Origin of the sequence: Pseudomonas sp. QLc11A (genome assembly GCF_052112305.1) — a bacterium.
GTDB classification, from domain to species: Bacteria; Pseudomonadota; Gammaproteobacteria; order Pseudomonadales; family Pseudomonadaceae; genus Aquipseudomonas; species Aquipseudomonas laurylsulfatiphila.
In genome coordinates, this window is the sequence record NZ_JAVAJJ010000001.1 from 55,386 (window position 1) to 70,570 (window position 15,185).

Annotated in this window: 15 protein-coding genes, 1 pseudogene and 1 riboswitch; of the genes and pseudogenes, 10 read left to right on the top strand and 6 right to left on the bottom strand. The window is 60.3% G+C overall.

All coding sequences use genetic code 11. The features are described from left to right. The first annotated feature begins 179 nt into the window (after positions 1-179). Positions 180-764 (top strand): YajG family lipoprotein, encoded by a 585-nt coding sequence (locus Q8X48_RS00290; protein WP_007973847.1) that lies wholly within the window; start codon positions 180-182, stop codon positions 762-764. A gap of 118 nt (positions 765-882) precedes the next feature. Here the strand turns inward: Q8X48_RS00290 and Q8X48_RS00295 are convergent, their stop codons facing one another. After that, complete coding sequence (locus Q8X48_RS00295; protein ID WP_015096802.1) at positions 883-1,089, bottom strand: hypothetical protein; 207 nt, start codon at positions 1,087-1,089, stop codon at positions 883-885. A 190-nt stretch (positions 1,090-1,279) separates the two neighbouring features. Here Q8X48_RS00295 and Q8X48_RS00300 point away from each other — a divergent pair, with 190 nt between their 5' ends. Beyond that, positions 1,280-1,558 carry a hypothetical protein gene (locus Q8X48_RS00300; protein WP_217836340.1) on the top strand — a complete coding sequence of 93 codons (279 nt, stop codon included), beginning with the start codon at positions 1,280-1,282 and terminating at the stop codon, positions 1,556-1,558. Between the two features lie 150 nt (positions 1,559-1,708). Here Q8X48_RS00300 and Q8X48_RS00305 read toward each other — a convergent pair whose 3' ends face one another. Then, positions 1,709-2,875, bottom strand: a complete 1,167-nt coding sequence (locus tag Q8X48_RS00305; RefSeq protein WP_407799127.1) for a 1-acyl-sn-glycerol-3-phosphate acyltransferase — start codon at positions 2,873-2,875, stop codon at positions 1,709-1,711. Positions 2,876-3,014: 139 nt separating this feature from the next. On the opposite strand from Q8X48_RS00305, the gene Q8X48_RS00310 reads away from it, so the two are divergent. The 3 genes from Q8X48_RS00310 to Q8X48_RS00320 are packed head-to-tail and all read left to right on the top strand — an operon-like array spanning position 3,015 to position 4,126. Then, positions 3,015-3,197: a CPXCG motif-containing cysteine-rich protein gene (locus Q8X48_RS00310; RefSeq protein WP_008045984.1), complete on the top strand. Its 183-nt coding sequence runs from the start codon at positions 3,015-3,017 to the stop codon at positions 3,195-3,197. A gap of 9 nt (positions 3,198-3,206) precedes the next feature. Then, positions 3,207-3,467, top strand: a complete 261-nt coding sequence (locus Q8X48_RS00315) for a putative signal transducing protein (RefSeq protein WP_007979315.1) — start codon at positions 3,207-3,209, stop codon at positions 3,465-3,467. A 35-nt stretch (positions 3,468-3,502) separates the two neighbouring features. After that, positions 3,503-4,126, top strand: coding sequence for an SOS response-associated peptidase (locus tag Q8X48_RS00320; RefSeq protein WP_217836339.1), 624 nt, complete (start codon positions 3,503-3,505; stop codon positions 4,124-4,126). Positions 4,127-4,233: 107 nt separating this feature from the next. Here Q8X48_RS00320 and Q8X48_RS00325 read toward each other — a convergent pair. Further along, positions 4,234-4,371, bottom strand: a pseudogene (locus Q8X48_RS00325) (methyl-accepting chemotaxis protein); the annotation flags it as partial. A gap of 559 nt (positions 4,372-4,930) precedes the next feature. Between Q8X48_RS00325 and Q8X48_RS00330 the strand changes: the two are divergent. Continuing rightward, entirely contained in the window at positions 4,931-5,749 is an 819-nt protein-coding gene (locus Q8X48_RS00330) for a M48 family metallopeptidase (RefSeq protein WP_407799128.1), read from the top strand. A gap of 136 nt (positions 5,750-5,885) precedes the next feature. On the opposite strand, the gene Q8X48_RS00335 is transcribed toward Q8X48_RS00330, so the two are convergent. From Q8X48_RS00335 to Q8X48_RS00345, 3 genes are all read right to left on the bottom strand, one after another. After that, entirely contained in the window at positions 5,886-6,470 is a 585-nt protein-coding gene (locus Q8X48_RS00335; RefSeq protein ID WP_007972537.1) for a TMEM165/GDT1 family protein, read from the bottom strand. A gap of 89 nt (positions 6,471-6,559) precedes the next feature. Then, positions 6,560-6,683, bottom strand: a riboswitch (yybP-ykoY riboswitch). Positions 6,684-6,735: 52 nt separating this feature from the next. Then, positions 6,736-7,734, bottom strand: a complete 999-nt coding sequence (locus Q8X48_RS00340) for a methyltransferase (protein ID WP_407799129.1) — start codon at positions 7,732-7,734, stop codon at positions 6,736-6,738. 33 nt (positions 7,735-7,767) lie between these two features. Further along, positions 7,768-8,733 carry a 2-hydroxyacid dehydrogenase gene (locus Q8X48_RS00345; RefSeq protein WP_407799130.1) on the bottom strand — a complete coding sequence of 322 codons (966 nt, stop codon included), beginning with the start codon at positions 8,731-8,733 and terminating at the stop codon, positions 7,768-7,770. Between the two features lie 92 nt (positions 8,734-8,825). On the opposite strand from Q8X48_RS00345, the gene Q8X48_RS00350 reads away from it, so the two are divergent. From Q8X48_RS00350 to Q8X48_RS00365, 4 genes are all read left to right on the top strand, one after another. Next, positions 8,826-9,455 carry a LysE family translocator gene (locus tag Q8X48_RS00350; protein ID WP_407799131.1) on the top strand — a complete coding sequence of 210 codons (630 nt, stop codon included), beginning with the start codon at positions 8,826-8,828 and terminating at the stop codon, positions 9,453-9,455. A gap of 241 nt (positions 9,456-9,696) precedes the next feature. After that, complete coding sequence (locus Q8X48_RS00355) at positions 9,697-11,379, top strand: fatty acid--CoA ligase (protein ID WP_126052836.1); 1,683 nt, start codon at positions 9,697-9,699, stop codon at positions 11,377-11,379. A 339-nt stretch (positions 11,380-11,718) separates the two neighbouring features. Further along, on the top strand, positions 11,719-13,623 hold the full coding sequence (locus Q8X48_RS00360; RefSeq protein ID WP_407799132.1) for a DUF1302 domain-containing protein: 1,905 nt from the start codon (positions 11,719-11,721) through the stop codon (positions 13,621-13,623). 28 nt (positions 13,624-13,651) lie between these two features. Beyond that, positions 13,652-15,016 carry a DUF1329 domain-containing protein gene (locus tag Q8X48_RS00365; protein ID WP_102701917.1) on the top strand — a complete coding sequence of 455 codons (1,365 nt, stop codon included), beginning with the start codon at positions 13,652-13,654 and terminating at the stop codon, positions 15,014-15,016. Positions 15,017-15,185 lie beyond the last annotated feature (169 nt).

Here is a 15,185-nt window from a genome sequence, read left to right on the forward strand (position 1 = left end):
CGGGAAGATTGCCTGTAGGCCATTACGTGCAAGTGTAGGAGTGGTGACATCTGTGTGACATGAACTGCAATCCGCAGGGGTTGTCAGAGATTTCATCAAACACTGTGAGGTGCTGGTTCCCCGCAGTGGCGCACCGCTATACTGCCGGCCTGTTTGTGCCTGATTCTGGAGAGAAGAGCATGTTGCAACGCCTGTTGTTCGGTTTGATCACTGTGACCAGTTTGACCCTGGTTGGCTGCGCCCACAGCCCGCAACAACTGAGCCCGGAACCCAAGCTGACCGCGCAGTTGGCCCCGGTCGGCCATGGCCAGCCCGTCGTGGTGCGTGTCGTGGACGGTCGCCCGTCGCCGACGCTGGGCACCCGTGGTGGCCTTTACCCGGAGACCAGCGCGATCACCGTGCAGGGCGCGCAGATCCTGCCGAAGCTGCAGGCCCAGGCTGAAGCCGCCGTGCGTCTGTTGGGCTTTACCCCGACGAACAACGCCATGAATGCGCCGCAACTGACCGTGACCCTGGCGGAACTGAAGTACCAGTCGCCCAAGGAAGGCATGTACGTGACCGAAGCCACCATCGGCGCGACGTTCCGCTCGGATGTGCAGAACGCCAACCGTCGCTACAGCGGCCGTTATGGTTCGTCCCTGGACCAGCGCTTCGGCATGGCGCCGAACCAGGAAACCAACACCAAGCTGGTCAGCGATGTGCTGAGCGATGCGTTGACCCGCCTGTTCAAGGACCCGACCGTGGGTCAGATTCTCGGCGAGTAATGCGAGCCCCTGTAGGAGCGAGCCTGCTCGCGATGGTCGTTAACGATTACGCGGGGAATCTGATACCCCGCGGCGTCCTCAAGTCCATCGCGAGCAAGCTCGCTCCTACATTTTGGTATCAGGCGGCTTGCGAGTAAAAATCCAGCACACTCACACCCGTCAGCAAGTCCGTTTCCGGCAAATCCGCATGTTGATGCCCGCCCAAGGCGCAATACACCAGCCAGTGGCGATCCTGAACGTTGAAGGCGAGGCTGCCGACGAGGGCTTGTTGTTCTTCGCTGGGGATGATGAGGTAGAGACGATCCTGGTTTTCGGCGTGGAGCATGACGTGATCCGTGTCGGTTTCGGGACGCGCATGTTCGCCGATACAGATGACGAAGCCGTGACTCAGGACAGCCATTGATCAAAGGCTTCGTTATTTGTCGGAAACAGAGGGCAGGGGCGCAGGCTTTCGGTAGAATCCGCGCCGCGGTCGCCCGTCTGGCACCTGCTACCTGTTTGACTTGAGGTTCGTGATGTCGCTGCACTTGATGACACTGTTTACCGCCCATCCCGCCAAACTGATCAATCTGCTGGCCTTGCTCTTTGCCTTCCCGGGCGGCTGGTTGCTGCACGCCACCCGTCGCCGCGAACTGCGTGCGATGGCCAGTTTGCAGGCGCAGCGCCAGAGCAGCCCGAACGTAGAACCCACGCTGGATTGGGCGACCTTGCGCATGAACCGCTTTTTCTACATCTTCGGTTTTGCCTGCCTGGGGATGGCGCTGCTGGTGTCGTGGATCAGCACGCAGGTCTGAACCTTTTCAAAGTAAAAGATCGCAGCCTTCGGCAGCTCCTGCAGGGGCACATCAATCCCATGTAGGAGCTGCCGAAGGCTGCGATCCTTTGATATTGATTAAAAAAAAACGGCGCCCCAAGGCGCCGTTCTCGTATCCAGCCGAACCCGCTTACAGCGGCAACCCTGCCTTCACCCGGTACTGATTACGCACCGGCGTTGCATATTGCAGCACCAGGTATGGACGATGCTCTTGCGGGCAAGCTTCCAGGCGGCGTTGCCATTCTTCCTGGGCCTTGGCCAGTTCTTCGGCCGGGAACACCTCGGCGGCCTTTGGCACCTGCAACTGCGGATCAGCGTCTTTCCACTGCGCGTAAGCCAGGTAGTGCACCGGGAACAAGCGATAGCCGCTGAGGATTTGCTTGTCCATCTCGACCGCCAATTGCTTGGTGTCTTCGAACAGTTCGGTGATCGGCGCGGCAAAGTTCACATGCACCCGGCCCTTGTAGCCGGTGATGCCCTTGGCGATGCTCACGTCATCCTCGCCCGGCACCTTGGTGTAGCTGCCGGTGGTGGCACGGATGTAAAGCTCGCGGGCCTTGGCCTGATCGCAGGGGTCGTATTCGTAGCTGATCGACACCGGGGTCAGGTTCAGCGACTGAATGACTTCGCCGAACGGCTCGTCCTTGCGGCTCATGTGGAACATCTTGAGGATCGCCGATTCGGTACGGTCGTCACCGTCCTTGGCGCGGCCCTCGGCCTGGGCGATCCAGATCGAGGCGCAATCGTTGCGGATCGAATGGTTGATATACGCCGATAGCAATTGATAGGCCGCCATTTTTTCCCGGCGACCACTGATCGAGCGGTGCACGATGAAGCTCTTGTTCAGGCGCATCAGGTCGCTGACGAAAGGCTTTTGCAGCAGGTTGTCGCCAATGGCAATGCGCGGGGTCGGCAGGCCGGCGTGGTACACGGCGTAGTTGACGAAGGCCGGGTCCATCACGATATCGCGGTGGTTGGCGATAAACAGGTAGGCGCTGCCGGACTTGAATTGCTCCACCCCGGTATAAGTGACGCCGTCGGTGGCGCGCTCGATGGTGTGGTCGACGTAAACCTCGACTTTGTCCTGTAACGTGGCCACACAGGTCACGCCGGCAAACTCACGGCGCAGCCGATGGGCTATAAGAGGTTTGAGCGCCCAGCCTAAAGCGCCGGCAAAACGCGGGAAGCGGAAGTGGGTGAGGATATCTAGAAACGCCTTGTCGCCGAGCAGCCGGTCCAGCACCGCTGGGACTTCGCTGTCGTCGTAAGGTCGGATGGCATCGAATTCGCCCATCATGCTCTCTTGTTAGAAACGGCTAGGGTAAGTAAAGGTTTTGTTCGAAAACCGGCGGGGCACGGTCTGACAAAGTAGCCAGACAAAAATAGCCCTGCAAATAGACCGGCGATTATACGCACAAGTCACCTGGGAGACCGCGATGCTGGAAAACGCAGTGTATGAATGTCCGTATTGTGGTGAGGAGGTAGAGACTACTCTGGATTTGTCCGGTGGCGATCAGACCTACATCGAGGACTGTCAGGTGTGCTGCCGGCCGATAACCTTCGTGTTGCAGGTTCATGAAGAGGAATGGCATCTCGAAGTGTTCAGTGAAAATGAATGAGGAGCGTGTATGCAGCGCATCTACGATCCGGAAAACCTGATGGAAGGCGAGCTGCTGCAAGGCATGCTCGCCAGCGAGGGTATCGAGGCGCATCTGGTGGGCCGTGATTTGCTCGGCGGCTCAGGGGAGTTGCCGATCTATGGCCTGCTCGGGCTGTCGGTCGAGAACGACCAGGCCGAATACGCCCGCGAGCTGATCACCGCGTACAATGCAGCGCTGCCGCTGTCCGGCGATGAGCCGGACAGTTTTCCCGGCACGCTGGTCTGTTAGGCTGGCGTTCGTTTGATCAAGAGCTGTGTTGCCCCATGTGTGGACGTTATGCCCTGTTTCGCTGGAACCCTGCCTTCGCGGCGCTGCCTGGTTTTCCCGCCGACCAGAAGGCGCAGTGGAACATTTCCCCGAATGATTCGGTATTGATGCTGCGAGCCGAGCCTGACGGTCAGCGCACGCTTGCCCGCGCCCGCTGGGGCCTGACGCCACCCTGGCTGACCGATCTGTCCCGCACTCCGGCCCACGCCCGCGCCGAAACCGTTGCCGAGCAGCCGATGTTTCGCCAGGCCTTGCGCGAGCGCCGCTGCCTGTTGCCGGCCAATGGTTTCTACGAATGGCGCGGCACGACGCGCAAGCGCCCGTACTGGCTGACACCGGGGGAGGGCTCGTCATTGTTTTTTGCGGCGATCTGGGAGGCGTATCCGGTACAGGAGCAGGTGTGGCTGAGTACCGCCGTGATTACCCAGCCAGCGGCGAGTCAGCGGCGGCCGTTGATTCTTGATGAGGCGGGGCAGGCCGCGTGGCTGGATCCCGAGACGCCGTTGCATGCTTTGCAAGCCTTGCTGGCCAGTGAGCCTGCCGCGTTGCGCGAACGGGTGCTGGCCAACATGGTGAATGATCCGAAGCTCAATGGGCCGGAGTGTCTCACTCCGGGTTAGTCCGGTGCCAGTTCTGGCCCCTTCGCGAGCAGGCTCGCTCCCACAGTTGAAATGCATTCCAATGTGGGAGCGAGCCTGCTCACGATAAGGTCCGCACGACCTTCCGGCAGGTTGCGCACCTCGTCGGCCACCATGGCAAAACCCCGGCCCTGTTCACCGGCGCGGGCCGCTTCGATGGCTGCGTTCAGGGCCAGCAGGTTGGTCTGCTCGGCGATCCCGCGAATGGCGGTGAGGATGGCGTTAATGTTTTCGCTGTCCTTGGCCAGGGTCTGTACCACGCCGACGGCCCGGCCGATCTCCACGGCGAGGGCGCCAATCAAGTTCGATGTGTCGCGCACGATCTGCATGTCGTTGCTGGCGTCGATCCCGACCACCTGGGTGTCGACGTAGGCCGCATCGTTGTGGTCCAGTGCGTCTTTTTCCCAACCGATGTAGGTGCCGAGGATCTTCGGGTTCTTGACCACGTTTTCCTTGATCAGGCCGATCAGTTGCTCACGGCTCAGGTTCAGGGCGGGTTGGCCATCGGCGCCCGGCGGGCTCCGCACGCGAAAGGACGTCTGGGGAGGTGTATCGGCAGGGTGTCGGGCAGGCATGAGCGCGAGCCGTTGAAATGGCTGTTTTTGCGTGGCGGATGTCGCACATGAATCAATGCGCGGCGTGACGGGCTGCGGCTTGCCCCGAAGTGTGAATTTTTTTCTGCATTGATGAGAGCTTTGTCTGAATCGCGCGTCTTATGTCTATTGTCTCTGGCGTCGATACCATTCCACGCCTAGGATACCCGGCATGTTTTAAGGGAGTTTTTCGATGAACAAGACATTGGCTATATGTGCGCTGAGCGCAGGCCTGCTGCTCGCCGGCTGCCAGTCGGTCAATACCACCAGTGGTGGTGCTGTGGGCGTTGAGCGCAAGCAGCACATGTTCAGCATGTTGTCCTCGCAAGAGGTCGACCAGATGTACGCCCAGTCCTATGCAAAGACTGTGAGTGAGGCGAGCAGCAAAGGCGTGCTGGACAAGACCAGCAGCGATGCCAGGCGTGTTCGGGCGATTGCCGACCGGCTGATTGCCCAAGCGCCGAACTTTCGTCCGGACGCGGCCCAGTGGAAGTGGGAAGTGAACCTGATAAAGAGCGACGAGCTCAATGCCAGCTGCGGTCCTGGCGGCAAGATCTTTGTCTACACCGGGCTGATCGACAGTCTTCAACTCACTGACGATGAACTCGCCGCGGTCATGGGGCATGAAATCGCCCACGCCCTGCGCGAGCACGGTCGTGAGGCGATGTCCAAGGCATACGGTATCGAAATGGCCAAGCAGGGCGCCGGTGCGTTGCTCGGGTTGGGCCAGGGCAGCCTGGCCCTGGCGGACGCTGTAGCCAACTACGGCATGACCTTGCCCAACAGCCGTGGCAATGAAAACGAGGCGGACCTGATCGGCCTGGAACTGGCCGCCCGCGCCGGCTACAACCCGAACGCCGCGATCACCCTCTGGAACAAGATGAGCAAGGCCAGCGAAGGTGCTCCGCCGGAGTTCCTCAGCACGCACCCGTCTTCCAGCAGCCGGACTGCGGCGTTGCAGGCGGCGATTCCCAAGGTTATGCCACTTTACGAGCAGGCCAAGAAGTCCTGATAGTCATGCGGTGAGGCTGCTGTCCTCTTCGTCGGAACGCCGCCCGGAGCATGCCCGCTCCCACTGGTTCAGCGCAATCCTTGTGGGAGCGGGCTTGCTCGCGAAGAACGATAACGCGGTCTAACGACCCATTGGGTCAAACCCACCCGCTGCTCTGCATCGCCTTGTACACCGCGACAATCGCCAGGATGAAGAACGCCGACGCCGCCAGTCGACGGATCAGGGTCAATGGCAGCTTGTCTGCGGCAAAGTTACCCGCCAGAACCACCGGTACGTTGGCAATCAGCATGCCGGCGGTGGTGCCGATGATCACCAGCCACAACTCCGGATATTGCGCAGCCAGCATCACGGTTGCGATCTGGGTCTTGTCGCCGATTTCCGCCAAAAAGAACGCGATCAATGTGGTCAGGAACGGCCCGAACTTGCGGGCGGTGCTGGCCTCGTCGTCATCCATCTTGTCCGGCACCAGGGTCCACAGGGCGGTCGCGGCGAAGCTCGCGGCGAGGATCCAGTGCAGCATCGTATCCGAGAAGAAACTGCCGACCCAGGCACCGACTGCACCGGCGGCCGCGTGGTTGGCCAGGGTCGCGGCAACGATACCGGCGATGATCGGCCAGGGCTTGCGGAAGCGGGCGGCAAGAATGAGCGCGAGCAGTTGCGTCTTGTCGCCGATTTCGGCCAAGGCAACGATTGCGGTGGGTACGAGTAGTGAATCCAGCATCAGGGGTTTTCCTAAGGGGCGGGTCGACACGGCTATGACACGTACAGCCTTCCCGCCCCGGGTAAGGTGTGCGTGTCATAGGTCTTGTCAAACCCTGCGATCCATCTGATGTGGATGCTTGGGTCGCATGCGCCATGGTCTGAGGACCAAGTATGTTGACGCATGCCGGACGAGCATGGCGCTCGTGGGAGACTACTCCCCTAGGACGGGGCGGATTCTGCCTTTGCAAAACCCATTCGGCAAGCCTTCTTGTTCAAAAAAAGTTTCAGCCGCGCTTTGCCCGGTAGATTCTGAAACCCTGTCCTTCGGCCTTGATCGCACACACGCCAAGGTGCTCTTCGATCAATGGTTGATACTTCAGGAAGCTGTTCGCTACCAAGCGAAGTTCGCCGCCGTTTTTCAGATGTTTGGCTGCTTTTCGCAGCAAGTTCTCCGTTGCGAAATAGTCGGTGTGCACGCCGACATGGAACGGTGGATTGCTCAGGATCGCACTCAAACCCATCGGCGCAGCATCGATTCCGTCACCGGTAATCACCTCGGCTTCCAGACCATTGGCAGCCAGGGTCAGGCGACTGCTGGCAGCGGCAAAGGCATCCACATCCAGCATCGTGACCTGATTGTGCGGGTAACGACGTTTCACCGCCGCTCCCAGAACCCCGGCGCCGCAACCGAAATCAAGCAAGTGACCGCCGGGCAGTTTGTCCAGGTGTTCCAGCAGCAGCGCGCTGCCGCGATCGAGGCGACCATGACTGAACACCCCCGGCAGGCTGATGACCTTCAACGGGCCTTCGGCCAGCGGCAGTTCGTAGGTCTGCGCCAGGCTTTCCAGCGGCTTGGCTTCAGGCGCGTTGGCCACGGTGACCTGCCAGAGCTGGCAGTGGCGCGCGCTGTCGAGTTTGCGTGGCTTGCCGAACGGGTTGAGTTGTTTGGCGGCACCTTCGATGCCGCTTTTTTTCTCGCCGACCAGATACAGCTCGCGGCCGGCCAGCCGCGAGGCGAGGGCGTTGAGAATGTAGTCGGTCAGGTCCTTGGCCTTGGGCAGAAAGACCACGGCGCTATCGAACCCTCGCTCCGGTGCGTTCACGCCAAAGTGGCTGCGCCCGTCGAATCGGGCGTCCAGCGCGGCCTGATCGCCGGCGTGCCAGCACCAGCCATGGGCATTGGGCAAGCGGCCCAGCAGGTCGTCGGCGGGCAAACCGGCCAACAACACCGAACCCTGGAATAACTCGGCCTGGCGAAGCAGTACTTCACTGCGCGGATCCATAACTGCTCCCGTGAAAAAAAGTGCCGCAGTTTATCAACTGACGACCCGCAGCGCCTTACCGCTGAAGTATCCCAGTGCGTTTTCGGTCACCTGGCCGACGATCCGCTGGCGCGCTTCACGGCTGCCCCAGGCGTTGTGCGGGGTGACGATCAGGCGCGGGATGTCGTGGGCCAGCAGTGGATTGCCGTTGACGGGAGGCTCGACGCTCAGCACGTCAGTGGCGGCGCCGCCCAGATGACCGTTGCGCAAGGCATCGGCCAGCGCCTGTTCGTCGATCAGGCCGCCGCGGGCAGTGTTGACCAGGAACGCTTCGGGTTTCATCGAGGCCAGTTCGCGGGCGCCGATGAAGTGACGGGTGTGTTCGTTGAGTGGGCAGTGCAGGGTCAGGGCATCGACTTTGGGTAGCAGTTCATCCAGTGGCAGGCGGTCCGGCCGGGCAGGGCGTCCGGGAATTTGCCCCAACAGCACGCGCATGCCGAAGGCTTCAGCGAGCCGTGCGACTGCGCCGCCCAATTCGCCGTGACCCAGCAGGCCAAGGGTTTTGCCTTCGAGTTCGACAATCGGGTAGTCCAGCAAGCAGAACTGTTTGGCCTGTTGCCAGCGGCCTGCGCCGACGGCTTTTTGATAATCGGCCAGGCGCGTGGCCAGGTTGAGCAGCAGCATGATTGTGTGCTGCGCCACCGACGGCGTGCCGTAACCCTGGCAGTTGCACACGGTGATCCCGTGGGCGCGGGCGGCGGCCAGGTCGACGTTGTTGGTGCCGGTGGCGGTGATCAGGATCAGCTTGAGGTCAGGGCTGGCGGCCATGGCGGCGGCGTCGATCAGGATCTTGTTACTGATGGCGACCGTGGCGCCCTTGAGGTGTTCGATGACTTGATCGGGCAAGGTCTGGGCGAACAGCTGCAATTCGCTGAAACAACTTCGCAGCGGGTTGAGGTCAAGGTCGCCGAGGTCCAGAGACGGGTGGTCGAGGAAAACGGCGCGGCGAGTATTCGTCATCAACTGTACCTTTTGTGCATTGAACTGAAGGCGTAATCTGCCGAGCCTACCAGATGAAATAAATAGTTACGCTTGGCCTGAAGGAGCCCCACATGTACTGGACAGAGTTCTTGACCGTTGCCCTGATTCACTTGCTGGCCGTGGCCAGCCCCGGCCCGGACTTTGCCGTGGTGGTCCGTGAAAGTGTTACCCACGGTCGCCGCGCGGGCACCTGGACCGCACTGGGTGTGGGGGCGGCGATTTTCCTGCACGTGGGTTACTCGCTCTTGGGTATCGGCCTGATCGTGTCCCAGTCGATCGTGCTGTTCAACGCCTTGAAATGGGCCGCCGCCGCTTACCTGCTGTACATCGGTTACAAGGCACTGCGCGCGCAACCGGCCAAGCCTGTGGCGGACGATCTGCACAAGGAAGCCGGCGAACGCACGGCCCGTGGTGCCTTTACCTCGGGTTTCGTCACCAACGGTCTCAACCCGAAAGCCACGCTGTTCTTCCTCTCGCTGTTCACTGTGGTGATCAACCCGCACACACCACTGGCCGTGCAGGCCGGTTACGGGGTTTACCTGGCAGCCGCGACAGCGACCTGGTTCTGCCTGGTGGCGATGTTGTTCAGCCAGCAGCGCGTACGCGCCGGTTTTGCGCGCATGGGGCACTGGTTCGACCGGACCATGGGCGCGGTGCTGATTGCGATTGGCGTGAAGCTCGCTTTTACCGAGATGCATTGATCAATCGTGATTCCCTGTAGGAGCTGCCGCAGGCTGCGATCTTTTGATCTTGTAACTGTCAAAGATCAAAAGATCGCAGCCTGCGGCAGCTCCTACAGTGCGTAATAAATGGCAAATAATGGCGCAATGCTAGTATTTGCAGGGCTCTACAAATCATTCCTTTGGCTGATTTGGCTGACGATCAGGGGCACTACAGTGCGTACTTTCAGTCACGTCCGTGCAGTCAGAAAAAGGGATTCTTATGTTGCAGACTCGCGTTATCCCCCCGGCCGAAGGCGCTTACCAATACCCGCTGCTGATCAAGCGGCTGCTGATGTCCGGTGCCCGTTATGAGAAAACCCGCGAGATCATCTACCGCGACAAGTTGCGCTACAGCTACCCGACCCTGATCGAACGGGTGGCCCGCCTGGCCAACGTGTTGACAGCGGCCGGGGTCAAGCCCGGGGATGCCGTGGGTGTGATGGACTGGGACAGCCATCGTTACCTGGAGTGCATGTTCGCCATCCCGATGATCGGCGCTGTTATCCACACCATCAACGTGCGCCTGTCGCCGGAACAGATCCTCTACACCATGAATCACGCCGAGGACCGCTTTGTGCTGGTCAACAGCGAGTTCGTCGGCCTCTACAAGGCCATCGAAGGGCATCTGACCACGGTCGACAAAACCCTGTTGCTGACTGACCTGCCGGAAAAAACCGCGGACCTGCCGAACCTCGTCGGCGAATACGAACAACTGCTGGCCGCGGCGAGCCCGCAGTACGATTTCCAGGATTTCGACGAAAACTCGGTCGCGACCACGTTCTATACCACCGGCACCACCGGCAATCCCAAGGGCGTGTACTTCACCCATCGGCAACTGGTGCTGCACACCATGGGCGTGTCGACCATCATGGGCGCGATCGACAGCGTGCGCCTGCTGGGTACCAGCGACGTTTACATGCCGATCACCCCGATGTTCCACGTCCACGCCTGGGGCTTGCCGTATGTGGCGACCATGCTCGGACTCAAGCAGGTGTACCCCGGCCGCTATGACCCGGAGTACCTGGTGGAGTTGTGGCGCAAGGAGAAGGTCACGTTCTCCCATTGCGTGCCGACCATCCTGCAGATGGTCCTCAATGCCAAGGCCGCGCAGAACGTCGACTTCGGCGGCTGGAAAATCGTCATCGGCGGCAGCGCCCTGAACCGCACTCTGTACGAGGCGGCCAAGGCCAGGGGCATTCAGTTGACCGCCGCCTACGGCATGTCGGAAACCGGGCCACTGGTATCGTGCGCGCACTTGAACGATGAGTTGATGGCCGGCACCGAAGACGAGCGCACCACCTACCGGATCAAGGCCGGCGTGCCTGGGCCGCTGGTGGAGGCGGCGATCGTCGACACCGAGGGCAACTTCCTGCCCGCTGACGGCGAGACCCAGGGCGAACTGGTGCTGCGTGCACCCTGGCTGACCGAGGGTTATTTCAACGAGCCGCAGAAGGGCGCCGAGCTCTGGGCCGGAGGCTGGCTGCACACCGGCGACGTGGCGACCCTGGACAGCATGGGTGTGATCGACATTCGTGACCGCATCAAGGACGTGATCAAGACCGGTGGCGAGTGGATCTCCTCTCTGGACCTGGAGGACCTGATCAGTCGTCATGTGGCGGTACGTGAAGTAGCAGTGGTGGGGATCCCTGATCCGCAGTGGGGAGAGCGGCCGTTTGCCCTGCTCGTAGTCCGTGAAGGTCACGTCATCGGGGCGAGGGAACTCAAGGAGCACCTCAAGCCTTTTGTGGAGTTGGGGCACCTGAGCAAGTGGGCGATTCCGAGCCAGATCGCCCTTGTTACTGAAATTCCCAAGACCAGCGTGGGCAAACTCGACAAGAAGCGCATTCGTGTCGACATCAGCGAATGGCAGGCCACCAACAGCACCTTCCTTTCGACGCTTTAAGCCCCTCCCGGCGTGCCCGAAAAGGCACGCCAGCCCCACCAAGCAAGCGCTTGGCTTGTCAAATCGAAATTTTCAGCCATCCTTGCCGTGCCGACGGGTGTCGGACTGGCGAAAGGACTGTTCCAGAGTGGCTGGCAACTGCAAATCACACTTTAGAGGGATCAAGCACTACTACCTGCTGGCTATAGTCCGCTCAAGGATTTTTAAGAACGGGGCAACCGCACGAACCGGGGCGATGCAACTTTGGAATGACTTTGGGATGCCATGGCTCCCGGTTATCCACAGCGTTTTTAGAAGTGCTCAATGCCATAAAAATAAAATGCACATGGAGTAGCGTCGATGACATCAGTAAACCAGTTCTGGCGCCGGGCGAAGCTGCCCCTGGCTGTCAGTCTTGCCTCTACGCTCGCCGGGCCAGCATTCGGCGTCAGTTTCAACGTCGGTGAAATCGAAGGTCAGTTCGACTCATCCCTGTCGCTCGGTGCCAGTTGGTCTACCGAAAGTGCCAACAAGAACCTCATCGGTGTCAACAACGGCGGCAAGGGTCTGTCCCAGACTTCTGATGACGGTCACCTGAACTTCAAGAGCGGGGAAACCTTCTCGAAGATCTTCAAGGGCATCCATGACCTTGAACTGAAATACGGCGATACCGGTGTTTTTGTCCGTGGTAAATACTGGTACGACTTTGAACTGAAGGACGAAAGCCGTCCGTTCAAGGACATCAGCGATGCGGGCCGCAAGGAAGGCGCCAAGTCCGCCGGTGGCCAGATCCTCGATGCCTTCGTCTACCACAACTACTCCGTTGCCGATCAACCTGGCTCCGTACGTCTGGGCAAGCAGGTGGTGAGCTGGGGTGAAAGTACCTTCATCGGTGGCGGCATCAACTCGATCAACCCGATCGATGTGTCCGCGTTCCGTCGTCCGGGTGCCGAGATCAAGGAAGGCCTGATCCCGGTCAACATGTTCTATGTGTCCCAGAGCCTGACCGAAAACCTCTCGGCCGAAGCGTTCTATCAAATTGAATGGGACCAGACTGTCGTCGACAACTGCGGCACGTTCTTCTCCCAGCCAGACATCGTTGCCGACGGCTGCGACGACAACCTGCGCGTACTGGCCAAGCGTTCGCAGATTCCGGCCATTGCCCTGGGGCCTTTGGCCGCCAACGGCGTTGACGTCAACAATGAGGGCGTTCTGGTGCGTCGTGGCCCCGATCGTGATGCTCGCGATGGCGGTCAGTGGGGCGCGTCCCTCAAGTACATGTTCGAACCGCTGGACACCGAGTTCGGCGCCTACTTCATGAACTATCACAGCCGTGCGCCGATCTTCAGCGCAACCGGTGCGCCGCAGTCGATCTACAACACTGCAGCATCCCTCCAGGGTACCCCGTTCGCCGCGCTGGCGCCGTTGCTGGTGGCGGGTAATTCGCAGTACTTCATCGAATATCCGGAAGACATCCGCCTCTACGGCCTGAGCTTCTCCACCACCCTGCCTACCGGTACGGCGTGGAGCGGCGAGATCAGCTACCGTCCGAACGCTCCGGTGCAACTCAACTCCACCGACATCCTGTTCTCCGGTGTCCGTCCTATAGGCAACAACAACCCGAACAACCCGTTGACCAATGCATCGCTGCTTACCGGCGTGCCGGGTCAGGACCTGCACGGGTATCGTCGCAAGGAAATCACCCAGTTCCAGACCACCCTGACGCACTTCTTCGACCAGGTCATGGGCGCCAGCCGCCTGACCCTGGTGGGCGAGGTGGGCGTGACCCACGTCGGCGGCCTGGAAAGCACTTCCGACGTTCGTTATGGCCGCGATCCGGTCTACGGCCCGGGTGAGTTGCCAGCCTCTGGCGCGCTCGATACTTGCGTGGCGCTCAACACCAGCACCATCAATGGTGCCGGCCCGGGTACGCCGACCAACAATCGCAGCCGCAACTGCAACGACGAAGGCTTCACCACCGCAACTTCGTGGGGCTACCGCGGTCGTGCCATCTGGGAATACAACGACGTGTTTGCCGGTGTGAACCTCAAGCCGAACGTTGCCTGGTCCCATGACGTGGAAGGTTACTCCCCTGGCCCTGGCGGCAACTTCGAGGAAGGCCGCAAGGCGGTGAGCCTGGGTGTCGACGCCGAGTACCAGAACACCTACACCGCGAGCCTGGCCTACACCAACTTCTTCGACGGCAAGTACACCACCGTGGATGACCGCGACTTCGTTGCGCTCAGCGTCGGCGTGAACTTCTAAGCACTGAATTTTCAGGACGAACAAACATATGAAAATAACAAAGAGTCTGTTCCACGCCGGTGTTCTGGGTCTTTCGCTGCTGGCGACCAGCGTCATCGCAGCGGTTCCCCAGGCCGAGGCCGACAAACTGGGCAAGAGCCTGACCCCGATGGGCGCCGAAATGGCGGGTAACGCCGACGGTTCGATCCCGGCCTGGAAGCCGCTGGCGAAGAACGCCGGTACGGTCGACAGCAAAGGTTTCCTGTCCAATCCGTACGCCAGCGAAAAACCGCTGTTCACCATCACGGCGCAGAACGTCGACCAGTACAAGGACAAGCTCGCACCGGGTCAGTACGCGATGTTCAAGCGCTACCCGGAAACCTACAAGATGCCGGTATACCCGTCTCATCGCGGTTCTACCGTGCCGGATGAGGTGTTCGCCGCCATCAAGAAAAACGCCACCAACACCAAGCTGGTGTCCGGCGGCAACGGCCTTGAAAACTTCGAAACCGCCATTCCGTTCCCGATTCCAAAAAGCGGCGTTGAAGTCATCTGGAACCACATCACCCGCTATCGGGGTGGTAGCGTGACCCGTCTGGTGGCCCAGGCCACGCCACAGCCGAACGGCTCGTTCAGCCTGGTGTACTTCCAGGACCAGTTCGTGTTCCGTGACAAGATGAAGGACTACGATCCGGCGAACCCGGGCAACATCCTGTTCTACTACAAGCAGAAAGTGCTCGCCCCGGCACGTCTGGCCGGTGGTGTGCTGCTGGTGCACGAAACCCTCGACCAGGTGAAGGAACCGCGTTCGGCGTGGGTCTACAACGCCGGCCAACGTCGAGTGCGTCGTGCACCACAAGTGTCCTATGACGGCCCGGGTACCGCAGCCGACGGCCTGCGTACTTCCGATAACCTGGACATGTTCAACGGTGCACCGGATCGCTACGACTGGAAACTCGAAGGCAAGAAAGAGATGTACATCGCCTCCGACAGCTACAAGCTCGACGATCCGAAGCTCAAGTACTCCGATATCATCAAGGCCGGTCACATCAACCAGGACCTGGCTCGTTACGAGCTGCGCCGGGTATGGCATGTGGTTGCCACCTTGAAGGAAGGTCAGCGCCACATCTACGCCAAGCGTGACATCTACATCGACGAAGATACCTGGCAAGCGGCGGTGGTCGATCACTACGACGGTCGTGGTCAACTGTGGCGCGTCGCCGAGGCACATGCCGAGGATTACTACGACAAGCAAGTGCCGTGGTACGCCCTGGAAGCCTTGTATGACCTGCAATCTGGCCGTTACCTGGCACTGGGCATGAAGAACGAAGAGAAGTCGTCGTATGACTTCGGCTTCACTGCCACTACCAGCGACTTCACCCCGGCGGCATTGCGTCAGGACGGTATTCGCTAACGAGCGCCGAAACGAGGCCGCATCCTCTGGAAACGCCCCGACTGGTTCGGGGCGTTTTTTTTTGCTTGTAGACTTTTTGTAGCCATTTGTAGCAATTACCTTCATTCCCTATCCGTTTACGGCTAGTCTGCGGACATCTGCAACGCCGCCATCCGCAATTCAAACAAGA